We start from the raw sequence: 23514 nt of genomic DNA, 5'->3' as shown, positions 1-23514 counted from the left end.
ACGGTGGGACTGGCGCAATATTTTGCGTTCTACAACGCCGAACGGCCGCACCAGTCGCTGGGATACGCAACGCCGGATCAGGTCTATCGCTCGGGCATCGGTGGCGGCGCGCTGATCGTCGATAAATATGGCCATGCGGATGACGGGCCAGAGAACGAATGCAGCACGGGGCAGCGCCGGGCAGCTGCGCAGTTGGACGCGATCACAGCTTAAATCGACCAGAAAAGTGTCTTGACTGATGGGTCCACTTTAGGTCCATGCATTTCATTGGCATGCTTTCATTCTCTTTAAGCATTCCGATTGGCTACGATTTCGCGGTAACGTGTTACTCGCTGGTTATCGCGGTACTTGTCTCATGGTTTGCACTGCATATCGTCACGCGCAAGCGTCTGAAGTGGCCGCACCTGTTCGCGGCCGGGGTCCTGATGGGTTTGGGTATCGCCAGCATGCATTACATGGGGATGGCCGCAATGCTGATGAGCCCCGCGATTCACTACGACCGGAGCATCGTTGCCGCGTCGATTGTGATTGCAATCGCAGCGTCCACCGCGGCGCTATGGGTCGCGCGCACGCTCCGTGGAGCGAATCAGAACCACGTGATGCCCAAACGCATTGGCGCCGCCTGTGTCATGGGTATTGGGATCGCAGGCATGCACTACACGGCTATGGCCGCGGCCAACTTCCCGATTGGATCGATTTGCGGCGCGGCGAATGGCGTCAAGCCACAATGGCTTGCTGCCGCCGTCGTTCCGCTTGCGTTTGCGATTCTCATCGTGACCTTGCTTCTCTCGCGGCTCGACGCCAGAGTCTCGTTTCTCGCCAATTCGGTCGCCCGGCTCAATGATCAAATCGATCATATGCGAGGTCCGACGCACTGAGTGGAAACGGTTAGTCAACCAAATCATCTGAATCGTTGGCAATCCGTAATTTTTCTTTCCACGAGTGACGAGGCACTCACCGTCCTTGCTTGGCCGCGAAAAATCGGATTAAAATGTTTCGGTCTGCGTGACTGGCGAGCAATAGATGGGTCACTATCGGGAAGCGTAGACGGTGTAACGCCGTTCGCCTGGGCATCTTGATTAATCTCTTTGAGACTGCCCATGACCATCGCCAAAGGTTCTTCTCAACCCACGTTGTTCGCACCTGATCAATCACGCTTCCGCTCGTTGCCGCTTCGCCCCCTTCACTGCTTGAGCATTTCCGGTTTCAGACTGAACACCTCGGGAGAAAGCGCATGAGCACACTTCTCGACGGTAAAGCCGTAGGGGCGGCGCATGAGCGGCAACTGTCCCAACGCGTTGCAACACTCAAGACGAGAAATGGCGGCCAGATACCCATACTGGCTACGATTTTGGTCGGCGACGATCCTGCCTCGGCGACCTATGTCCAGATGAAGGGCAACGCATGCCGGCGAGTCGGCATGGATTCGGTCGTGATCAAGTTGCCTGCGAGCGCAACGACCGGTGACGTGCTGCACGAAATCGACAGACTCAATGTCGACCGGACAGTGCACGGCATCTTGCTCCAGCACCCGGTTCCCGCACATGTGGACGAACGCCAGTGCTTCGACAGAATTTCGCTCGGCAAGGATGTTGACGGAGTCACCAGTCATGGTTTCGGCCTGATGGCTCTCGGTGAACCGGCCTTCGCGCCCGCAACCCCCGCTGGGATCATGCGTTTGCTGGTCCACTACGAAATCGATGTATCAGGCATGCGCGCCGTAGTGGTGGGGCGCAGTCCGATCCTTGGAAAGCCTATGGCCCTCATGCTGTCGAACGCGAACGCGACGGTCACGCTCTGCCACTCAAAAACGCTCAATCTCGAGATGGAAATTCGACGTGCGCAAATCGTTGTTGCTGCGGTAGGCAAGCCGAAGTTCATTCGTCATGACGGGATCAGAGATGGGGCAATCGTCGTCGACGCCGGCTATCATCCCGGCCGTGTCGGCGATGTTGATCCCGAGGGCCTGATGGGCCGCTGTGCGGCGATGACGCCCGTTCCTGGCGGGGTGGGACCGATGACTATCTCGACGCTAATTTCGCAAACGGTCAGTGCCGCGGAGCGCGCATGCGCAGTCGTCTAGTGAGCATCCGTTGCCGATGAAGTCGAGGGGGCGCTCAGGATCGGAGGGGCGGCGCGACGCGGTGCTTTGCGGAGTTCGAGCGGTGGCTATCCGGACCGAATCCGTTTAGCGATCTTGGGTCTCCGTCTTACCACGGCTCAACGTGGAGATGTGGCCACTCGCGCTGCCAGCGTGCGGTTTTTTCGGCATACACGCCCGCTATCGGAAGTGCATGATTGGGCCTCAGCGTACCTTCGAACAGAGACGTCAGGCCAAAGGGTGAGTAGACTTCAAATATTTCATTCAGGCGCTTGACCCCGATCGCAACACTCGCACAGGGAAATCGATCGATGCCGTCCGAAGCCCGCGTCACGAGGCCGAACGGAATTCCAAACTTCTGCTCGTACCACAACGGGACACGGGCCTGATTGCGGACCTGTACTTCAACAGGGACATCGGAAAACAGGTGTCTCGCCTGGGAGATAACGTCGTTTTCCGCGTCCCATGATGTATCCGGATCGTAGTAGAACAGGTCGTAATCACGAATGCCCGAATGAATGTCCCGTTCGCACATGTGGTTCCAGACGGACTGCGCGATGCACCCGGCGGTCAGCCACCAATCCTTGAAGCCAAGCTGTGCTGCCCGATTCAAAATTAGCTCATTCCACTGATTCCTTTGTATCACCTCAATGAGGTGGTGTTCCAAGGCAGCAGTCATGGTTTGTTCGAATGATAAGTAGATCGTAAGACACGGAAATGGGTGGTCATTGCGCCGTTCGGGACCGGAACGAAATTGCACGAATTCTTAGGCAAGCTTGTCGCTGTGATCGGTTGCGCGGCGATAGGTTGAGAGAGTGTAGTTAATCGGGCCGCTAACCTCGACCCTTTCGATGCAATTGAAGTCGGCGGTCAGGTCGGGGAACGTCGTGTCGCCTGCGGGTTCCAGATCGAGTTCGGTGAGATATACCATATCCGCATACGGCAAGAAGAGGCGATAGATCTGCTCACCACCCGCAATAAAAACTTCCTCTCGCGAATCGTTCGCGATGATTTCAAGCGCTGTCTGCATCGTGGCGCACGTCGATACTCGTTCGGCGACGATCGGCCGTCGTCCAATCACCAGAATGTCCCGGTTCGGTAGTGGCCGACCGATCGACTCGTATGTGCGCCGCCCCATCATTACGAGGTTTCCTTCGGTTAGCTGACGAAATCGCTGCTGCTCTCCTGGTACCTTCCATGGAATGCCGTTGGCCGCGCCAATCACTCGATTCTTCGCCATGGCGGCTATCATTGAAATTGTTTTTCCATTCAACATTCGCTCGTCTCGCGGTTGGGTTGTGGGGCTATTCTAACGACTACGAAAATGGTCGGAGGTGAATGGCGGCTAAGGGGAGAGCCCAAGGCCTGAGGTGTATCGATTCGGGGCCGCGTGGTGTTTGAGCGGGTTCGTGCGCCTCGGCCTGTCCGTCGACTGGAGTCTGACGTACGCGACGATCGACGAACGCGCTCAACGCACCAGCCAGCGTGCCCTGCTGCGCAACCTCGAGCGTGGCGAGCTATACAGCCAGCAGGCACCGTGTCTTTGGGACGTGACGTTCCAGACGGCAATCGCTCAGGCCGAACTCGAGGATCGCGAGATCGTCGGGGCTTATCACGATCTGCGCTTTTTCGTCGGGGACCATGCAGAAGTGGTGGTGTCCACCACCCGGCCGGAGTTGCTGCCGGCTTGCGTCGCACTGGTTGCGCACCCTGATGACGCGCGGTTTCGTCATCTGATCGGCGAGCGTTTCCGGTGTCCATTGTTTGGTATGGATGTGCCGGTGCTAACGCATAGGCTGGCTGATCCAGCTAAAGGAACTGGCCTCGCCATGATCTGCACGTTCGGCGATCTGACCGATGTGATCGGGTGGCGTGAACTGCGACTGCCGACGCGCGCAACCATCGGCAAGGATGGTCGCCTCGACTCTGATCCGCCCGAGTGGATCGGGTCGCCGGATGGACGAGCGGCATACATGCAGATCGCTGGGACGACGGTGATCGAAGCCCGGCGACGCATCGTTGGCATGCTGACGTCGAGCGGCGAGATGATCGGCTCGCCACGACCGGTCTCGCACGCCGTCAAATTCTTCGAGAAGGGTGATCGTCCGCTGGAGATTGTCGCCACGCGCCAATGGTATCTGCGCAATGGCGGCCGTGAAGCAGCACTGCGGGATGCACTACTGGGGCGCGGCGAAGCGCTTCACTGGCATCCAGGCTTCATGGGAAGCCGCTACGCGAATTGGGTGAGCGGTTTGAATGGGGACTGGCTGATCAGCCGTCAGCGGGTGTTTGGTGTGCCGATCCCATTGTGGTATCCGCTCGATTCACAGGGCCAACCGGACTTCGGCGCACCGATTCGTCCAGACGAATCGGCGTTGCCGATCGATCCACAGTCGCATGTTCCACCGGGATTTGCCGAGCATCAAAGAGGGCAGCCAGAAGGATTCGTTGGCGACACCGACATCATGGATACGTGGGCGACCAGTTCGCTCACGCCTCAGATCGCGGCGGGCTGGGAAGAACGGGGGGGATGCTTCGAGCGCGTGTTTCCGATGGATCTGCGCCCACAGGCGCACGACATCATTCGAACCTGGCTGTTTTCGACGGTCGTCCGGTCCCATCTGGAAACGAACAGCTTGCCGTGGCGGCATGCCATGCTGTCTGGGTGGATTCTCGATCCTGATCGCAAGAAGATGTCGAAGTCGAAAGGGAATGGGGTGACGCCAGCCGCGTTGCTTGATCAGTACGGATCAGACGGGGTTCGTTATTGGGCCGCGCTGGGGCGTCCTGGTATGGACGCTGCCTTCGACGAAACGCAGATGAGGAACGGGCGAAGGCTGGCGTTGAAGTTATTGCATGTGTCCAAGTTCGCGCTCGGCGTCGTGCGTACAACGAACGGTCCTATTACCGAAGCGCTGGACCGCGCGATGATTGCGCGGCTTGCCAGGGTTGTCGAGTCCGCTACTGACGCGCTGGGTACATTCGACTACAGCAAGGCCATCGAGCACGCGGAGGCGTTCTTCTGGTGGTATTGCGACGACTACGTGGAACTGGTGAAGAGCCGGGCGCATGGCACCGGCGTGTGCGCGGCTTCTGCTCACCGGGCGCTGGCAGAATCGTTATCGGTCATCCAGAGACTGTTCGCACCGTTTCTACCGTTTGCATGCGAGGAAAGCTGGTCGTGGTGGAATGGAGAATCGGTTCACCGTGCTCAGTGGCCTGACGTTTTGTCGCTTGAAGTGCTTGCCGGGGCAGACGCGAGCGCAGCCATGACGGAGGTTGTTTCGGATGTTTTGCGGGAGATCCGCCGAACCAAGTCGGAAGCGAAGGTGTCGATGAAAGCAGGCGTCGCCCGTCTGGCCGTCAACGATTCCGCGCAGCGATTGGCGCTTTTACGGGCAGCGGAGAGCGATCTGCGTGATGCGGGGCAGGTTGGCGTGATCGAGGTGCTCCCGTCTGAGGGCTTTCAGGTCAACGTTATGCTGGGTTAGTACACGGCAGCGTGGTGCTGGATCGAACAATAGGGGTTGCAACCACGCTGCCGTTTTGCGGATACGGATGCGGATGCTGCTGGTGGGTACCTCGTGCGTCCTCACAGCGAGGTTCGCGGTGTTTGGCAATGCTTACCACGCGGCAGCCTCAAGCCCAAGCATGGCAAGGTCATTCGGACTAAAAACAGGGAGTGCCTCGCACGCCGCGCGGATTGGCATCTGCTGCCCCGACTCAACTGCCTCGGCGGCGTTCAATAGCAACCCCAGTTCGCCTTGCCGTTCAAGGAGTGCCTGCCGGATATCGTCATGAATCGGCAGCGTCGCCACGATGTCCGCGATTTCCACGCCAAACAGGACGTGAACCAATGAGAACACGCCTGTGATCGATGCGGCATCGGCAAACCGTCTGTCACCGGGCCGGGTCCGGCCGGCCGCAAGTTCCATGAATCGCGTGCGCGTGCCGCACAGTTGCACGAGGGGATCGGTACGCAGTGCCTCGACCTGGCCGTCTGCGAACAGAAGCAACTGGACCCAGTGCATGATTTGCCGCATGCCGACCATCATGATCGCTTCGCGCAGTGACGAAATCGTTTTGGCCAGCCTGAACGCACCGGAATTGAGCAGACGCAACAGTTGAATAACGAGGTTCGGAATCCGCTTGAGCTCGACCTCGAGTTCTTCGATCTCCGGGTCCTCGCCCAGCAGCACGAGCAGACGCAGCAACGCATCGCGCGACGACACGACACGCCGTGAGCTCAGCACCTGCGGCTTTGCAAAGTGATAGCCCTGAAACAGTTCGAAGCCGGCGCGCATGGCGGCGTCATGGTCTTGCGGTGTTTCGACTTTTTCGGCGAGCAATATTTTTCCATGCCGCCTGACCGTGCGGATCAGTTCGGGGAGGCGCTCGCGCGGGCATGCCAGAAAGTCGATCTTGACGATATCGATGCACGGCAGAAACGCGAGCAGACTCGGGGAGATCTGCGAAACATCGTCCAGCGCGAGCCGGAAACCCAAACGCCGCAGCTCGTTGCAGCGCGCAAACAGCGCCTCGTCGAAGACGACCGTCTCGAGGATTTCCAGCACGAAGCGTTCAGGCGGCAACAGCCGGATCGTGTCGGACATCAGCACCGCGCGATCGACATTCACGTAACCGGTGTAATCGCCCAAAGTTTCGCCGAGACCCATGTCGCCGATGAGTCTCGCGATCACCTGCGAGGTGGCATCGGCGTCGTCCGTGATGCGGGCGAAATTGGCGGTCCCGGAACGGAACAGCAGTTCAAACGCGCTCAACGCTCCGCTGCGGTCCAGAATGGGCTGCCGTCCCAGATAGACATATTCCGGCGTGGCAACGGGGTGATTCGACGCCGGCTGAACGTCGGCGAGGTCGGACGAGGATATGCTTGCCTTCAACTTTGAACGCTTCCCGTTATGTTTAGGTATCCGTCGCGACCATTGGTCTTGTTGTCTGCAGCGAGGACGTTTGGCGTCAAAGAGAGGAATTCCTCCATGCACCCGCTTCGCACGCAGTGACTCGCGCCGGCCAGCATCCGCCCCTCGGAGTCGTCGAGCAATGCTCTGATTTTTTTGTGCGCTGAGGCGGCATTCTGGGGGATTTTAGTGGAATGCTTGACCGTGCGTCCCAGTTTGCAAAATATTTTTCACCCAGACGGGGCGCTCGAGCGCTAGCGTCCGAAACCGGCGGCGACCGCCGCCGAGGCCGTCTCAGCCTCCACATGCGACAGCTTCATCATTCGTGGCTGCAGCAGCAGCGCAACCAGCCCGCTCCAGCCCGTCTGATGCGAAGCGCCGACGCCACGGCCATTGTCGCCGTGAAAATACTCATGAAAGAGCATGAGATCGCGCGATCGCGGGTCAGCTTGCAGCATCGGATAGGCGGCCATGACAGGTCGCACGCCTTGCGCGTCCTTGAGAAACAGTGAAGTGACGCGCCGCGCGAGTTTGTCGGCAATCTCACTTAAGGAAAGCAGGGTGCCCGAACCGGTTGGATATTCGATGCGAAAGTCCTCGCCGTAGTAGCGGTGAAACTCATACAGCGATTCGATCAGCAGGTAATTCACCGGCATCCAGACCGGGCCGCGCCAGTTCGAATTGCCGCCGAACACACGCGAGTCCGATTCGCCAGGCAAGTAGTTGATACGGAAGCTCGCGTCGCCGTGATCGAAGACATAAGGCGCGTCACGATGCACGCGCGACAGCGCGCGTACCCCGTAATCGGACAAAAATTCGCTCTCGTCGAGCGCGCGGCGCAAGAGCGCGGTCATCCGGTAGCCGCGCAACAGCGACAGCAGCGTGGTGTTGCCCTTGCCGGGTTCGGTCCAGCGCGACACCAGTTTGGCCAGATTCGGTCGATGATCGAGAAACCACGCGAGCCGTTCGCGCAAGCCTGGCAGGTGGCCGTAGACGCGATCTTCGAGCACGTGGACGGCGAACAGCGGAATCAGCCCGACGATCGAGCGAATGCGCATCGGCACATGCGCGCCATCCGGCAGGTTCAGCATGTCGTAGAAGAACTCGTCGTGTTCGTCCCACAGTCCGGTATCGCAGGCGTCGCTCCAGTTGATCGCTTCTGCGATATAGAGAAAATGCTCGAAGAACTTCACGGCGATTTCAACGTATGCGTCGTTGTGCATCGCCAGTTCGAGGCCGATCTGCATCAGATCGAGTGCATACGATGCCATCCATGCAGTGCCGTCGGCCTGATCGATACTGCCGCCGGTCGGCAACGAGGAAGAGCGGTCGAAGATGCCGATGTTGTCGAGCCCGAGAAAACCGCCCTGAAAAATATTGCGGTCGCCGGCGTCCTTGCGGTTGACCCACCACGAGAAATTGAGCAGCAGCTTGTGGAACATCATTTCAAGGAACGCCGGGTCGCCGGTGCCCGTCACTTCGCGGTCGAGTTCATACACACGCCATGTTGCCCACGCATGAACCGGCGGATTCGCGTCGCTGAACGCCCACTCGTAGGCGGGTAACTGGCCGTTCGGGTGCATGTAGCGGTCTTTCACGAGCAGCAGTAGCTGCTTCTTCGCGAAGTCGGGGTCGATCGCGGCGAACGCGACCGCATGAAACGCAAGATCCCACGACGCGTACCACGGATATTCCCATTTATCGGGCATCGAAACGATGTCGCCGTTACACATGTGCCGCCAGTCCGCATTACGGCGGTGTCTGCGGGCTGGGGGCGGCTTCGGTTGACCGGGGTCGCCGTCGTGCCAGCGCGTCACGTCGAACTGGTAGTACTGCTTCGACCACAGCATCCCGGCGAACGCCTGACGCTGCACGAGACGTGCGTCGGCGTCGGCGATGTCGTGCTGGAGCAGCGCATAGAATTCGTCGGCCTCCGCTTGCCGGCGCGCGAACAGCGCGTCCACGTCGAGCGGCACGGTTTCCGTAGCCGTTGCGGGTCGCCAGCGCAGATAGATGACTGAGCTTTCATGTGCGCCCAACTGAAGACAGACATGCGCGGCGGCGCGGGTGCCTTTGTCGCGCCGGATAGCCTGCTCGTCGCCGTCGATGAGGAAATCGTTGAAGCCGTCCTTGAAGGGGCCGGTGCCTTCGAGGCCGAAAATGCGCCGCATATTGGTTTCGTTTTCGCAGAACAGCCATTCGAGCGGCTGTTGCGCCGAGGCGGTCACGATCATCGCTTCGAGCGCGGGATTGCGTGCGACGACGCGTGCGCCGCCTTCCGCGTCGGGCTCCAGCGTCAGTGAGGGCTTACCGGGTTTGCCCGACCACGCCCACCGGTTACGGGCCCAGAATTGCGGCAGGCCATGCAACGTCGCGGGCTGATCGGCACGATTTTCGACGGTGACGCGCATCACGATATCGTCGGGCGTGTGCTTCGCATACTCGACGACGATATCGAAGTAGCGGCTGTCGTCGAACACGCCCGTGTCGAGGACTTCATACTCCGGCTGGTCCGCGCCGCGGCGCCGATTCTCATCGATCAGATCCTGGTATGGATATGCCTCATGAGGATACTTGTAGAGCATCTTCATGTACGAATGCGTCGGCGTACCGTCGAGATAGAAGTAAAGCTCCTTCACGTCCTCGCCGTGATTGCCCTGCTCATTCGTCAGGCCAAAGAGCCGCTCCTTGAGGATGGGATCGTGCCCGTTCCAGAGCGCGAGCGACACGCACCAGTCCAGCGGGTCGTTGCCGTATCCGGCGATGCCGTCTTCACCCCAGCGGTACATGCGGCTGCGCGCGTGGTCGTGCGGAAAGTAGTCCCACGCGGTGCCGTATTCGCTGTAGTCCTCACGAACGGTGCCCCATTGACGCTCGCTCAGATAGGGACCCCAGCGGCGCCACTGGTCGAGTTCGGGACCATGCAGGCGAGCCCCTTCCTTCGATTGGAGCAGATTGATTGCGCGTTGCAGTTGCATAGAGCTCTCCGAACCTCAGCTAGACCATTATAGGCACCATCGCGCGGGTCCCGGTGGCTCATCCACCGCGAAACGACGTGCGCGCCAGCGAGCATAGCAAGGTCGTCGCCGGCGATTCATCCTGCAAGCGCCGGCTCATGATGATCGGCGATACCGCATGCGCGCCTGGGATGGCGCGATACACTACGCCGTGCGCCCGCAATCCTTCCACGCTCTCCGGCACGAGGCACACGCCCACTTGCGCCGCGACCAGTCCCAACGCGGTCTGCAACTCCCTCACTTCATGAATCGCTTTCGGCTCCAGCGCGTGATCGTGCATGGCCGACAGTTGCTGGTCCGCATAACTGGGCCGTGGCGTGCTGGGATAAACAATCAAGGTCTCCTGCGCGAGCGCGGCCAGCGTGAGCGGCTTTTTTTGCCGCGCCAGCGGATGATCTTGCGGCAGCGCGGCAATCATCGTTTCTTCGACGAGCACTTCACGCGCCAGTTGTGCATCGTCGAAGCGCAGACGCCCGAAGCCCACGTCGATGCGCCCACCCTTGAGCGCCGCCAGTTGTTCGATGGTGAACATTTCGATCAACGACAGTTCGATCTGCGGCGCCGCTTCGCGAAACGCGCGGATCACCGCGGGCAGCGCGCCATACAGCGTCGAGGGCACGAAGCCGATCACGATCCGCTCGGCCAGTTGCGCGAGGCGCCGCGTCAAAGGCGCGAGTTCGTCCGCTTCGTCGATCAGGCGTTTCGCCTGCGCATAGAAGATACGGCCCGCTTCGGTCAGCCGTAACGGCCGCGAGCCGCGCACGAACAGCGCGAGGCCCACGTCTTCCTCGATCTGCTGGATCTGCCGGCTCAACGGCGGCTGGGTCATGTGCAGGCGATCGGCGGCCCGCGTGATGTTCATTTCTTCCGCGACCGCTATGAAGTAGCGGAGTTGGCGCAGTTCCATGCATACCTCTAAGGTATGGAAGTAGTCGGAATCGGTGTTGGACTGCTTTGCAGGTTTGTTCCTATTATGGTGACTACAGCAAAGCAGTTCAGGAGTGACAAATGATAGCAACACCCGTGAAGATCGAGCGCGTGGAGACGATTCTCGTCGACGTACCGACGATCCGTCCGCACCGTCTCTCGGTCGCCACCATGAATTGCCAGACCCTCGTGCTGGTGCGCATCCGCTGCGCCGACGGCATAACCGGCGTAGGCGAGGGCACCACCATCGGCGGCCTCGCGTACGGCGAGGAGAGCCCGGAAAGCATCAAGGTCAACATCGACACCTACTTCGCGCCATTGCTCGAAAGTATGGACGCAACCCGTCCCGGCGCCGCCATGGCGAAGCTGCGCAAGTTGTTTCAGGGCAACCGTTTTGCCAAATCCGCCGTTGAAACGGCCTTGTTCGATGCCCAGGCGCAGCGCCTCGGCGTGCCGTTATCGGAGTTGTTCGGCGGCCGCGTGCGCGATAGCGTGGATGTTGCCTGGACGCTCGCGAGCGGCGACACGCAACGCGACATCGACGAAGCCGAGCGGGTTTTCGAAGCGAAGCGCCACCGCGTATTCAAGCTGAAGATCGGCTCGCGCGCCGTGGCGGACGACGTCGCGCATGTCGTCGCGATCCAGCGGGCGCTCGAAGGACGCGGCGAAGTACGGGTCGACGTGAATCAGGCCTGGAGCGAAACAGAAGCGATCTGGGCGGCCCGCCGCTTCGCTGAAGCAGGTATCGCGCTGATCGAGCAGCCCACCGCGGCGGAGAACCGCGCCGGTCTGAAGCGCCTGACGGAGCTGGCACTGGTGCCGATCATGGCCGACGAAGCGCTGCACGGGCCGGCCGATGCCTTTGCTGTCGCCAGCGCGCGTGCGGCAGACGTATTCGCGGTGAAGATCGCCCAGTCGGGCGGCCTCGCCGGTGCCGCGCAGGTGGCGGCGATCGCGGCGGCGGCGGACATCGACCTGTACGGCGGCACGATGCTGGAAGGCGCAGTGGGCACGATTGCTTCGGCGCAACTCTTCAGCACGTTCGGCGCGTTGAAGTGGGGCACGGAACTGTTCGGGCCGCTGCTGCTGACCGAAGAGATTCTCACCGAACCGCTGCGTTACGAGAATTTTTCCTTGCAGCTTCCACAAGGTCCGGGTCTGGGCATCACGCTGGACTGGAGCAAGATTGAGCGTTTGCGGCGGGATTCGCGCAAAGGCGCAAGCGTCACCACCCTCTGATTGATGATTCATTCGCTATCCATAATATTGACTGAAGGAGATATCCCCATGAACAGGCAAACTATCGACGCGCTGCTGCAGAAGATCAACGACAGCGCGATCAATGAAGGTAACCCGCGCACCAAGCAAATCGTCAACCGCGTCGTGCGCGATCTGTTCTATACGATCGAAGATCTCGACGTGCAGCCTGACGAATTCTGGACCGCGCTGAACTATCTCGGCGACGCGGGCAAGAGCGGCGAACTGGGCTTGCTGGCCGCCGGTCTCGGCTTCGAGCATTTCCTCGATCTGCGTCTCGACGAAGCGGAGGCGAAAGCCGGCATCGAAGGCGGCACGCCGCGCACGATCGAAGGGCCGCTGTACGTGGCGGGCGCACCGGAGTTCAACGGCCATGCACGCCTCGACGACGGCACCGATCCCGGTCAGACGCTGGTGATGCGCGGCCGTGTGTTGGGCGAAGACGGCAAGCCACTGGCGAACGCGCTGGTCGAAGTGTGGCACGCGAACCACCTCGGCAATTATTCGTACTTCGATAAATCGCAGCCGGCGTTCAACCTGCGCCGCTCAATCCGCACCGATGCCAGCGGCCATTACAGCTTCAGTAGTGTCGTGCCGGTCGGCTACAGTGTGCCGCCGCAAGGTCAGACGCAGTTGCTGCTCGATCAGCTTGGCCGCCACGGGCATCGTCCGGCGCACATCCACTTCTTCGTCTCGGCGCCGGGCTTTCGCAAGCTGACCACGCAGATCAACATCGACGGCGATCCGTATCTGTGGGACGACTTCGCGTTCGCGACGCGCGATGGCCTCGTGCCGGCCGTCAAGCAGGCCGAGGGTGCGGAAGGCAAGCCCTATGGCGTGGAAGGCAATTTCGCGTTGATCGATTTCGACTTCACGCTGTTCAAGGAGCGCGACAACCTGCCGGGCGCCGAAGTCGAACGTCTGCGTGCCGAGGCCTGATTCAAGGCGCACTGCAGCGCATTCAATCGCATTCCTGAATTTTGATGAGTAGCCGCCGCGCTGCGCGTGATACCGCGCGGCGCGACTCCGCAGATTAAACCGCAACCCATGTTGCATGGAGCCACGCGCAGCGCCAAAGCGCCAACGCCTGGCTGAAAGGAGCCAACAATGCTGTTTCACGTAGAGATGACGGTCAATCTTCCGCTGGATATGGACGCAGAACGCGCAGCGCGCCTGAAAGCCGACGAGAAGGCCATTTCGCAGCGGCTGCAGGAAGAGGGCGTATGGCGGCATCTATGGCGTATTGCAGGGCACTACGCCAATATCAGCATCTTCGAAGTGGAAAGCCCGGCGCACCTGCACGACGTGCTGAGCCAGTTGCCGCTGTTTCCGTATATGCAACTCGAAGTGCGGGCGCTCTGCCGGCATGCGTCGTCGGTTCGTGACGGGGATCGTTGAGGCGTCGGCGTCGGCGTCGGCGTTGGCGTTGGGCGTCTGGCGCGAACGCATGCAATCGCAACCTGCAGTATCCTTGACCCCCTCCGAGACCTTCCTGCCTATTGCCAGATGCCTGCCGAAATACCCGCCACCCACGCTGCCAGAATTGCTTCGTTCCCCTTCGATTCCGTCCTGTTCGATTGCGACGGCGTGCTCGTCGATTCCGAACTCATCACGAGCCGTGTGCTCTCGCAGATGCTGGGCGAGCTAGGCTGGTCCATCAGTGTGGAAGAAACGATGCGCATGTTCGTGGGCAAGCTGGTGCGCGATGAAGCCGCCCGCATCGAGGCGAACACGGGCGTGGCGATCACGGAGGCATGGTTGACGAAGTTCCGCGAGCGCCGGAATGCGGCACTCGAAAGCGAACTCGTCGAGATCGACGGCGCGCCGGCAGCGGTGCGAGCCGTGCACGAAGCGCTCGACGGCCGCATTGCGGTCGCCTCGGGCGCCGACCGGTACAAGGTCGAGATGCAATTGAAGAAGACCGGCATGCTCGAATACTTCGCCGGCCGCGTCTTCAGCGGACACGAAATGCCGCGCAGCAAGCCCTATCCCGACGTGTACCTGGCCGCAGCAGAGGCGCTGGGCGTGGACCCCAAACGCTGCGCGGTCGTGGAAGACACGGTGACGGGAGCGACTGCCGGCGTGGCCGCCGGGGCGACGGTGTTCGGCTACGCGCCTGCGAGCCTCACCCACAGCTCGCCGGATGCCTTGCGCGCAGTCGGCGTCGCGCACGTGTTCGAGGACATGCGGGAGTTGCCGGCCTTGCTCGCGCAATGGCGCGGCGCATAGTGCTGGCCTGCTAATGGGGTTAACCCGGAGGTTATCGCTTATTATGTTGAATTCCGCAATGATGGCGCGTGAGTTCGACACCTCGGACGCGGTTTTCCGCAGGTAGGGTCCCAGCCGGCATCCCCATTCCCAAGGCGCAATGTTCGGTCATTTCAACCGCAGGGCAAAGCACGCGGCGAACCGCCGGCTGAACACCTTGCACGCGCTGGGCGACTCCGTGTCGCGGCGCCGGCCGGTATGGATGGTGTCGTTCGCGATGGACAAGACCGATCTGTCCGAAGGGCTGCGGGCCGCGTGCGCCGCCACCTCCATGCTGATTCTGGGCTACCTGCTGCACAACCCACTGTTCGCCTGGGCTTCGATCGGCGCTTTCTGGACCTGCCTCGCCGACGCGGCAGGTTCCAACCGCATGCGCTTTGCCTCGATGCTGAGCTTTGCGGTGCTGTCCACGGTGTGCGGCGGTATCACGGCGTTTGCTTCCGGTGCCGGCACGCTGGCCGCGACCGCCGCGATCCTGCTGTTTTCGACGGCGGGCGCGCTGGCGCGGATCTGGGGCGCGGCCGCCGCGCAAGTGGGAATTCTTGCAGCCACCGCGTGCGTCGTGATGGTCGACAAGCCCATGCACCATGCACACGACATTGTGCTGTTCCTCGCCATCTACCTTTCAGGGTGTCTGTTCGCGGTCGTCCTGAGCCTGACCGTGTGGCGGATCCATCCGTTTGGCCCGAGCCGCGATGCCTTGCGTGCCGTCTATGGACGCCTCGCTGACATCGCGCTCGACAGCGCACGTCTGCTGCGCCGTGAAACGGCTGACTTCGGGGAATGGGCGCGGCATGCCGCGACGTATCGCGCGCAGGCCCGCGCGGCGCTCGAAACGGCCCGCAAGGCGCTGGCCCGAGTTCCGGGCGTGCGGGTGGACAAGCGCGAGAGCTACGAAAATCTGGTGCTTGCATTAGCGGATACCGAGCGGCTTTTCGCCTATCTGATCGCCGTCACCGATGCCTGCGAGCGGGGTCATCACACGTTGCAGGAGCCGCGGCGGGCGGCGCGGATCCTGTCGACGCTGGCCGAGGTCATGCTGCGGATCGGTCGCGCGGTCAGCGAGGCGAACGACAAGGCGCTTGCCGCCGACCGTTGGGCCGCGCTCGGCGCGCTGCAGCGCCGCCTGCAAAAGCTGGCCGGATCGCTGGAAGCGGCACTCGGCGAGCCGTTGGCGGTGAAGCTGCACGCGGCGGGCGCGCTCGAATTCGAGCCGGTGCCGCGCCACGAGGCGCTCTGGTATCGGGCCGCCCGCGGCAACCTCGCGCGTGCCTGGATAAGCCTCAAGGCCAACGCGACGCTGCAGTCCATCGGACTGCGCCATACGGCCCGCGTTGGCGTCGCCGTCACGGCGGGCTTCACGGTCGTGCGGGCGCTGCACATGCCGTTCGGCTACTGGGCGACCATGGCGATCCTGCTGATCCTGCAGCCGTCGATTGCGTCCACCTGGCCGCGCAGCATCGAGCGGGCGGCGGGCAGCATCGCCGGAGGTCTGCTGGCCGCGGGCATCGGTCTGGCGATTCATTCGCCGATCGCCATTTCGCTGATCGTGTTTCCGCTGGTCTGCGCCACCATGGCGCTGCGCCCGGTGAGTTATAGCCTGTTCGTGCTGTTTCTCACGCCGACCTTCGTGCTGGTCGCAGGCTTCGCCACGCCGGGCGCGAGCGAACTGGTCTATGCGCTGACCCGGCTCGGCAATAACGTGCTCGGCTGTGCCATTGCGTTGCTCGCGACCTTCGTGCTGTGGCCGAGCCGCGAACCCGTCGATTTCCGCATCCGGCTGGCCGACGCCGTGCAGGCCAACCTCGACTATCTGGTGGCCGCGCTCGAACATGCCGGCGGCGAGGACATCGAAGTGGAGCGGCTGCGGCGCGGCGCGGGCCTCGCGAGTAACAACGCGGAGGAAGCCTTCAACCGCCTGCACCTCGAGCGGCTGGAGAGTTCGCTGGCGGACCGCGCTGCCATCACCGCGCTGGCGCTGCTGCGGCGCGTGGCCGGCACGGCTACGCGCATGCGCTTCACCGCGAAGCCGGCGCGGGCCGACGGTGCGCTGATCGAGTGGATCGCGGCGGTCAGCCGCGAGATCGACGCGCATCTGCGCGGCGCCACGCGCGCTGCGAACTACGCGGCGTTTCCACGCCGGCACCTGCCGTTGGCCGAAGCCGATGCGGTCAATCAGATCGCACAGTTGCGCCGCCTGCTGGTGGAAGAGGCCGGCGTCGTCGGCGCGGACGCGGCTCCGGCGGCGGCATCCTGAGCGCTCAGCGAGCGCCGCTCTTGACCAGTTGCAAAGGCGTTTCGATGAAGGGCGACAGGTCCTGCTGGCGAGTCTGTTCGGTAAGCGCCTTGAGCGCCACGTCGAGGCCGAACACCGCTTGCCGCGCCGCGAACTGATCGACGGTCGCGAGAATCCGGCCGGAATCGAGCAGCGGCTTGGTGGCCGGGTTGTTGTTATAACCGATGATGTACACACTGCCGGTGCGATGCGCGTTGCGCACCGCGTCGACGGCGCCCGTCGCCATGTTGTCGTTGCCGCACAGCAAGGCGCGCAGTCGCGGATGCTGCGCCAGCATCGTGGCGGCGGCGGCTTCGCCTTTGGCGTAGGCGTAATCGCCCGGGGCGACCGCGACGACCTTCATGCCGGCGGCATCCATGGCACTCCTGAACCCTGCGGTGCGCTGCTGCGCGTTGCGGTCGCGGATGAAGCCTTCGATGATCCCGACTTCGTCGCCACGCTGCAGCTTGGTGGCGAGGTAGGTGGCCACCCTCTCCGCACCCTTGCGGTTGTCGGGGCCGACGAACGGCACCGTGACATGGGCGGCGTCGAGGTCCGCTTCGTCCAGCGGATTGTCGATGGCGATCACGATCACGCCCGCGTTGATGGCCCGGACGACGGCCGGCACGAGCGCTTTCGAATCGGTGGGTGCGAGCACGATGGCACCGGTATGCGCGGCGACCAGGTCGTCGACGATGCGAATCTGCGTGGCGGTGTCGAGCTCCGTTGCGGTGCCGAGAATATTCAGGTTGAACTGCGCGGAAAAATGTTTCTGGTAATTTTCAGCGGCGCTCGACATGGCGATCGTAAACGGATCCGCGAGCGACTTCAGCACGAGGGCGATCGTCAACTTGCTATTCGGAGCGGCCCCGGCAATCTTCGAAACGGCGAGGCCGGACGCTGCGAGAACGCCGGCCATGAGCACGCGCCGGCGTGTCTTCTGTACCATGGTCTTCCTTTCCTTGGGCGCAGGACGCATCGGCACCGGCTAGCGGGCGTCGACGGTTAGCGCACCGGAATGATACAGCCTCACCCGGCGCGCGCACCTCCGGCATTTCCTCGATTCACGCGTGGCCGGCAGCCGGGTAAACACCAAGCCGGCATGTGCGCAACGATGCATGAGGCGCAAGCTGGGCGGGGTTCTGCTTGTCGCAACGGTCAAGTCCTGTCAGGAAATGGCAATTGACGCGGCGTGTCGGGTATTTTTGATCGGCGTGCGAGAGGCGATGGCTTTCCATTATGCTAATGGCACGTGGACGGTTGCGAGCGGCGACCTGCGATGACCATGAAAGCCGCCACGGCCACATCTGCGACAACGACGGAGAACCGAAGTGACGCCATTCGATGAGATGCTCAGCTCCGCACAGGGCGTGCGCGCGCCGTATGAACTGCTCAAGCAATGGCTCGATACCCAGCATCCTGCGAACCTTGCGCAAAAGGCGCAGGACGCGGAGAGCGTGTTCCGCAGAACCGGCATTACCTTCGCCGTGTACGGCGAGCAGGAGGCGGCCGAGCGTCTGATTCCTTTCGACATCATTCCACGCATCATCTCCGGCGCAGAATGGACGCGCCTGTCGCAAGGCATCGAGCAGCGCGTGATGGCGCTCAATGCCTTCCTCGACGATATCTACCACCGTCAGGAGATCGTGCGGGCGGGCCGTATCCCGAAGCAGCTGATTGCGCAGAACGAGGCCTTCCTGCCCGAGATGATCGGCTTTCGTCCGCCGGGCAATGTGTACACGCATATCATCGGCGTGGATATCGTACGGACTGCAGAAAACCAGTTCTACGTGCTGGAGGACAATGCGCGCACCCCCTCCGGTGTCTCCTACATGCTGGAGAACCGCGAGACGATGATGAAGCTGTTCCCCGAACTGTTCCAGCAGGTCAAGGTGCGCCCGGTCGAGTCGTATCCCGAGTTGCTGCGCCAGTCGCTCGCGGCGGTCTGCCCGCCGGGCGGGAACCACGACAATCCAACCATCGCGGTGCTGACGCCCGGCATTCACAATTCGGCGTACTACGAGCATGCGTTTCTGGCCGACCAGATGGGCGTGCATCTGGTGGAAGGCAGCGATCTGCAGGTCGTGGACGGGCATGTGGCGATGCGCACCACGGAAGGATTCCGTGCGATCGACGTGCTGTACCGGCGACTCGACGACGCCTATCTCGACCCGATGACGTTTCGCAGCGATTCCGTGCTGGGCGTGCCGGGCATCATGGACGTTTACCGCGCGGGCAACATCACGATTGCCAACGCGCCCGGCACCGGCATTGCGGACGATAAAGCGATCTATTCGTATATGCCCGAGATCGTCGAGTTCTATACGGGCCGCAAGTCGATTCTGGAAAACGTCCCGACCTGGCGCTGTTCCGAGGCGAGCAGCCTGAAATACGTGCTGGAGCATCTCGAGGAGCTGGTGGTGAAGGAAGTGCACGGCTCCGGCGGCTACGGCATGCTGGTCGGACCGGCGGCCTCGAAGAAGGAGCGCGAGGAGTTCGCGCTCAAGTTGCTGGCGCGGCCGGGCAACTATATCGCGCAGCCGACGCTCGCCTTGTCGACCACGCCCATCCTCACCGAGAAGGGGCTGGCGCCGCGTCATGTGGATTTGCGGCCCTTCGTGCTGGTCTCGGACCAGATCCGCATTACGCCGGGCGGCTTGACGCGGGTGGCGCTGAAAGAAGGATCGCTGGTGGTCAACTCGAGCCAGGGCGGCGGCACCAAGGATACGTGGGTGCTGGCCGACTGAGGCAAGCGGCCGGCCTGTCAGTGGCAACAGAGCGGGCAAAGCAGCGGCCAAAGCAGCGGCAGCACAGCGGCAAAGCAGCGGGCAAAGAGCAGGCAAACAGACACTCGATTAGGACAGCACATGCTTCTTGGACGCACAGCAAGCGGGCTCTACTGGATGCACCGCTATATCGAGCGCGCGGAAAACATCGCACGGGTGGTCGATGCGGGACTGCGCATGGCGCTGACACGAAGCTCCGATGCGCCGGCCACGTGGTCGTCGGTGATCGTGACGTCCGGCACGGAACAGGGCTTCAAACAGAAACACGACGTCTGCACGGCCGACACGGTTTCCGACTATCTGCTGCGCGACACCGACAATCCGTCGAGCGTGCTGTCGAGCTTCGAGGCGGCGCGCTCGAACGCGCGCATGGTGCGTACCGCGCTGACCCGCGAGACATGGGAGAGCGTCAACGAAGCGTGGATGGTGGTCCGACGCGCGCTCGCCACGCCGGTGCCGGCAAGCGAACTGCCGGCCGTGCTCGATCGCATCAAGCGCGAATCCGCGCAGATTCGCGGTGCGTTTCACGGCACCATGCTGAGAAACGAGATCTTCAATTTTTCGCGCATCGGTACGTTCATCGAACGGGCCGACAATACGGCGCGCATTCTCGACGTCAAATATCATCTGCTGCTGCCTGCGTTGTCGTACGTCGGTACCTCGCTCGACAACTTTCAGTGGGAGTCGATCCTGCGTTCGGTCGACGCGCACCGGTCCTACCGCTGGGTCTACGACGTGCAATACAAGCCTGTCAACGTCGCCGACTATCTGATCCTCAACGGCCGCATGCCGCGCTCGCTGCATTTCTGCTATCTGAACGTCGTCGATAATCTGCACTACCTGGCACAGGACTACGGCGTCAATCACGAATGCCAGAAGACCGCGGACAAGACGCTCGCCACGCTCCGGGACAATACGGTCCAGCAGATCTTTTCCCATGGACTGCACGAGTTTCTCACCGGCTTCATCGCGCAGAACAACCGGCTTGGTTTTGAAATCGCCGAGTCCTACAACTTCGATTGAGTACGGCCATGCGCATCGCCATTCGTCACACGTCGCATTATCAGTACGAGCATCCGGTTCCTTATGCGTTGCAGCGCCTGCGGCTGCGGCCGCAGTCCGGCCCTGGGCAGAACGTGCTCGACTGGCGCGTGACCGTCGATGGCGTCGAGCCGGTCACGAGCTGGACCGACGGCTTCGGCAATCGCGCTGACCTCGTACGGCATGAGCGCAACAAGCACGAGATCGTCATCGTCGCGGCCGGAACGGTGGAGACCGTGGACATGGCCGGTGTCTATGGCGTGGCCAGCGACACGACACCGCCGTGGATCTACGAGCGGGAAACGCTGCTCACGCAGCCCGGCGAGCGCGTGCAGGCACTGGCGGAAAGCGTGCGCGCCAGCAGCGGGCAACTGGACTCGCTGCACCGCTTGATGAATGCGGTGCACAGCATGATCGCCTACGTGCCTGGCAGCACCGAGGTCGGCACGGACGCAGAAACGGCCTTGCGCGACGGCTCCGGCGTTTGCCAGGACCACACGCATGCGTTCATCGCCGCGGCGCGCCGGCTCGGCGTGCCGGCCCGCTACATCTCGGGCTATCTGCTGATGGATGGCGTCGCGCAGCAGAGCGCGAGCCACGCCTGGGCCGAGGCGCATGTCGATGGACTAGGCTGGGTCGGCTTCGATGCTGCCAACGACACCTGCCCGGACGAGCGTTATGTGCGCATGGCAACCGGGCTCGATTACCGCGATGCGATGCCGGTGTCCGGCGTGCGCTCGGGGCCGGGTGCGGAAACGCTGACGGTCGAGATCAGCGTGCTGCAGGTGTCGGGCCAGAGTCAGAGTCAGAGTCAAAGTTAGAGCCAGGGCTAACGCGGGAATGAATCGTCTGCCGGAGTGACGCCGTTTCACACGCCTGGAACATGAAGCTGCGATCCTGCTCGACCTGCCACCGTCCCTCGACGTCGTTTCAGGACTTTCAAGTTCGGTGTCCATCAACTAAGCTCAAACGTGCGGCGATGTCCGGCTTCTCGCCGGAGCCTGATCCAGGCCGCCACGCTCTTGGGCGCAACCGTGCGCTGCCTCTTACCGTTTCCTAACAAGGTCGCTGAATTCAAAGCTGCGTGCTCACGCGCAGGGTTCGGCCGACGCTGTCGTCAAGGAGTAACGTATGGCCCGGCATACCATTGCGGACTTTCTGGCAAAAACACTCGCTGCGGCAGGTGTCGAGCGCATCTGGGGCGTCACCGGCGACAGTCTGAACGGACTCGCATACAGCCTCGACCAGCTCGGCTCGATACGCTGGATGCACACGCGTCACGAGGAAGTCGCGGCCTTTGCCGCGGGGGCCGATGCGGCCGCTACCGGCAAGCTCGCCGTGTGCGCCGGCAGTTGCGGCCCGGGCAACCTGCATCTGATCAATGGTCTGTTTGATTGCCATCGCAACCATCAACCGGTATTGGCCATTGCCGCGCATATTCCGTCTACGGAAATCGGCCTCGGCTACTTTCAGGAGACTCATCCGCAGGAGCTGTTCAAGGAGTGCAGTCACTTCGTCGAACTGGTCTCCAATGCCTCGCAGTTTCCGCGTGTGCTGCAACGCGCGATGCGCACGGCCATCGAGGAACGCGGCGTCGCCGTGATCGTGTTGCCCGGTGACATTGCATTGAGCGAGGGGCCCGCCGAAGCGCCTTCATTGAGCGACAGTTCGCCCCACACCATCGTGCCGGCCGCCGCCGATCTCGATCGCCTCGCCGGAATGCTGAACGGCTGCGAAGCGGTGACCCTCATGTGCGGCAGCGGCGTCGCAGGTGCCCACGACGAGGTCGTCGCATTGGCGGACACGCTGGGTGCGCCGATCGTGCACGCGCTGCGCGGCAAGCCGTTTATCGAATACGACAATCCGTATGACGTGGGCATGACCGGACTGATCGGCTTCAGCTCGGGCTATCACGCGATGATGTCGTGCGAAACACTGCTGCTGCTGGGCTGCGATTTCCCCTATCGGCCGTTCTATCCGCCTGATGCCAAGGTCGTGCAGATCGATCACAAAGGCTCGCAACTGGGCAAGCGTGCGCCGCTGGCGCTGGGCCTCGTCGGCACGGTCAAGGAGACGGTCGCGGCCCTGTTGCCGAAGCTCACGCGCAAGACCGAGCGCCGCTTCATCGATAACGCCCGCAAGCACTACGCCTCGGCGCGCAAGGGACTCGACGACCTCGCGACGCCCGCGGGTCCGGGCCGGCCGATTCATCCGCAGTATCTGTCCCGCATGATCGACGAGGCGGCGAGCGACGACGCCATCTTCACCGCCGATGTCGGCACGCCGACGCTCTGGGCCGCGCGTTATCTGACGATGAACGGCAAGCGCCAGTTGCATGGTTCGTTCAATCACGGCTCGATGGCCAATGCCATGCCGCAGGCGCTCGGCGCGCAGGCCGGGCATCCGCAGCGGCAGGTGGTGTCGCTCTCGGGTGACGGCGGACTGTCGATGCTGCTGGGCGACCTGCTCACGGCACGTCAGCTCGATCTGCCGATCAAGGTGGTGGTGTTCAACAATAGCCTGCTCGGTTTTGTTTCGATGGAGTTGAAGGCCGGTGGCTACCTCGATAACAATGTCGACCTGAGCAAGACCGACTTCGCCGCCATCGCGCAAGGCGCCGGGATCTTCAGCATCCGCGTCGAAGAGTCGGAGGGCGTGGAAGCAGCGCTGCGGCAAGCCTTCGCGCATCCTGGTCCGGCGCTGGTGGATGTAGTGACTTCCAAACATGAGCTTGCCATGCCGCCTACGATCCAGCTCGAGCAGGCCAAGGGCTTCAGCCTGTATATGCTGCGCGCGATTCTGAGCGGACGCGGCGACGAGATCGTCGAACTCGCGAAGACCAACCTGCGCTAGATCCGGGTGGCGAATAAGTAAAGGTATTTGACGGACGCGATCTGCACGACCCGCCCAGCATGGGCGAAGC

Annotated in this window: 19 protein-coding genes and 1 riboswitch; of the genes, 13 read left to right on the top strand and 6 right to left on the bottom strand. The window is 62.2% G+C overall.

The window, feature by feature from the left end; all coding sequences use genetic code 11:
• The 3 genes from P3T43_RS23470 to P3T43_RS23460 form a co-directional block, all read left to right on the top strand.
• Positions 1-213 (top strand): integrase core domain-containing protein (locus tag P3T43_RS23470; protein WP_429283430.1); only part of this gene is annotated, 213 nt, incomplete at its 5' end.
• Positions 214-257: 44 nt separating this feature from the next.
• The gene (locus P3T43_RS23465) at positions 258-878 is read left to right on the top strand and encodes an MHYT domain-containing protein (protein WP_429283429.1); all 621 of its coding nucleotides are present in this window, start codon (positions 258-260) and stop codon (positions 876-878) included.
• Positions 879-995: 117 nt separating this feature from the next.
• A riboswitch (ZMP/ZTP riboswitch) is annotated at positions 996-1079 on the top strand.
• A 155-nt stretch (positions 1080-1234) separates the two neighbouring features.
• On the top strand, positions 1235-2083 hold the full coding sequence (locus tag P3T43_RS23460) for a tetrahydrofolate dehydrogenase/cyclohydrolase catalytic domain-containing protein (RefSeq protein ID WP_429283428.1): 849 nt from the start codon (positions 1235-1237) through the stop codon (positions 2081-2083).
• A gap of 127 nt (positions 2084-2210) precedes the next feature.
• On the opposite strand, the gene P3T43_RS23455 is transcribed toward P3T43_RS23460, so the two are convergent.
• Both P3T43_RS23455 and P3T43_RS23450 read right to left on the bottom strand, forming a co-directional pair.
• Positions 2211-2780, bottom strand: a complete 570-nt coding sequence (locus tag P3T43_RS23455; RefSeq protein WP_429283427.1) for a nucleotidyltransferase family protein — start codon at positions 2778-2780, stop codon at positions 2211-2213.
• A gap of 87 nt (positions 2781-2867) precedes the next feature.
• A complete protein-coding gene (locus P3T43_RS23450) occupies positions 2868-3377 on the bottom strand; it encodes a dihydrofolate reductase (RefSeq protein WP_429283426.1) in 510 nt (169 codons plus the stop codon).
• 121 nt (positions 3378-3498) lie between these two features.
• Between P3T43_RS23450 and valS the strand changes: the two genes are divergently transcribed.
• Complete coding sequence (gene valS, locus P3T43_RS23445) at positions 3499-5592, top strand: valine--tRNA ligase (RefSeq protein ID WP_429283425.1); 2094 nt, start codon at positions 3499-3501, stop codon at positions 5590-5592.
• Between the two features lie 132 nt (positions 5593-5724).
• On the opposite strand, the gene P3T43_RS23440 is transcribed toward valS, so the two are convergent.
• The 3 genes from P3T43_RS23440 to P3T43_RS23430 form a co-directional block, all read right to left on the bottom strand.
• Positions 5725-7002 carry an EAL and HDOD domain-containing protein gene (locus P3T43_RS23440; protein ID WP_429283424.1) on the bottom strand — a complete coding sequence of 426 codons (1278 nt, stop codon included), beginning with the start codon at positions 7000-7002 and terminating at the stop codon, positions 5725-5727.
• Positions 7003-7274: 272 nt separating this feature from the next.
• Positions 7275-9998, bottom strand: coding sequence for an MGH1-like glycoside hydrolase domain-containing protein (locus P3T43_RS23435; RefSeq protein WP_429283423.1), 2724 nt, complete (start codon positions 9996-9998; stop codon positions 7275-7277).
• A gap of 58 nt (positions 9999-10056) precedes the next feature.
• Positions 10057-10944, bottom strand: a complete 888-nt coding sequence (locus P3T43_RS23430; RefSeq protein WP_429283422.1) for a LysR family transcriptional regulator — start codon at positions 10942-10944, stop codon at positions 10057-10059.
• Between the two features lie 101 nt (positions 10945-11045).
• Here P3T43_RS23430 and P3T43_RS23425 point away from each other — a divergent pair, with 101 nt between their 5' ends.
• From P3T43_RS23425 to P3T43_RS23405, 5 genes are all read left to right on the top strand, one after another.
• The gene (locus tag P3T43_RS23425) at positions 11046-12203 is read left to right on the top strand and encodes a muconate/chloromuconate family cycloisomerase (protein WP_429283421.1); all 1158 of its coding nucleotides are present in this window, start codon (positions 11046-11048) and stop codon (positions 12201-12203) included.
• A gap of 48 nt (positions 12204-12251) precedes the next feature.
• Positions 12252-13160, top strand: coding sequence for a catechol 1,2-dioxygenase (gene catA, locus P3T43_RS23420; RefSeq protein ID WP_429283420.1), 909 nt, complete (start codon positions 12252-12254; stop codon positions 13158-13160).
• A 168-nt stretch (positions 13161-13328) separates the two neighbouring features.
• On the top strand, positions 13329-13619 hold the full coding sequence (gene catC, locus P3T43_RS23415; RefSeq protein ID WP_429283419.1) for a muconolactone Delta-isomerase: 291 nt from the start codon (positions 13329-13331) through the stop codon (positions 13617-13619).
• A 144-nt stretch (positions 13620-13763) separates the two neighbouring features.
• On the top strand, positions 13764-14450 hold the full coding sequence (locus tag P3T43_RS23410; RefSeq protein WP_429283437.1) for an HAD family hydrolase: 687 nt from the start codon (positions 13764-13766) through the stop codon (positions 14448-14450).
• A gap of 139 nt (positions 14451-14589) precedes the next feature.
• The gene (locus P3T43_RS23405; protein WP_429283418.1) at positions 14590-16746 is read left to right on the top strand and encodes an FUSC family protein; all 2157 of its coding nucleotides are present in this window, start codon (positions 14590-14592) and stop codon (positions 16744-16746) included.
• 4 nt (positions 16747-16750) lie between these two features.
• On the opposite strand, the gene P3T43_RS23400 is transcribed toward P3T43_RS23405, so the two are convergent.
• Positions 16751-17713 carry a substrate-binding domain-containing protein gene (locus P3T43_RS23400; protein WP_429283417.1) on the bottom strand — a complete coding sequence of 321 codons (963 nt, stop codon included), beginning with the start codon at positions 17711-17713 and terminating at the stop codon, positions 16751-16753.
• A 382-nt stretch (positions 17714-18095) separates the two neighbouring features.
• Here P3T43_RS23400 and P3T43_RS23395 point away from each other — a divergent pair, with 382 nt between their 5' ends.
• From P3T43_RS23395 to poxB, 4 genes are all read left to right on the top strand, one after another.
• On the top strand, positions 18096-19511 hold the full coding sequence (locus tag P3T43_RS23395; protein WP_429283416.1) for a circularly permuted type 2 ATP-grasp protein: 1416 nt from the start codon (positions 18096-18098) through the stop codon (positions 19509-19511).
• A 120-nt stretch (positions 19512-19631) separates the two neighbouring features.
• Positions 19632-20573 (top strand): alpha-E domain-containing protein, encoded by a 942-nt coding sequence (locus P3T43_RS23390; RefSeq protein WP_429283415.1) that lies wholly within the window; start codon positions 19632-19634, stop codon positions 20571-20573.
• A gap of 8 nt (positions 20574-20581) precedes the next feature.
• A complete protein-coding gene (locus P3T43_RS23385) occupies positions 20582-21412 on the top strand; it encodes a transglutaminase family protein (protein WP_429283414.1) in 831 nt (276 codons plus the stop codon).
• 310 nt (positions 21413-21722) lie between these two features.
• Positions 21723-23444, top strand: coding sequence for a ubiquinone-dependent pyruvate dehydrogenase (poxB, locus tag P3T43_RS23380; protein WP_429283413.1), 1722 nt, complete (start codon positions 21723-21725; stop codon positions 23442-23444).
• The last annotated feature ends 70 nt before the right edge of the window (positions 23445-23514 follow it).

Origin of the sequence: Paraburkholderia sp. GAS41 (assembly GCF_050436545.1) — a bacterium.
Lineage (GTDB): Bacteria > Pseudomonadota > Gammaproteobacteria > Burkholderiales > Burkholderiaceae > Paraburkholderia.
The sequence above is the reverse complement of the archived record's forward strand: the minus strand, read 5'-3'. Positions and strand labels throughout refer to the sequence as shown.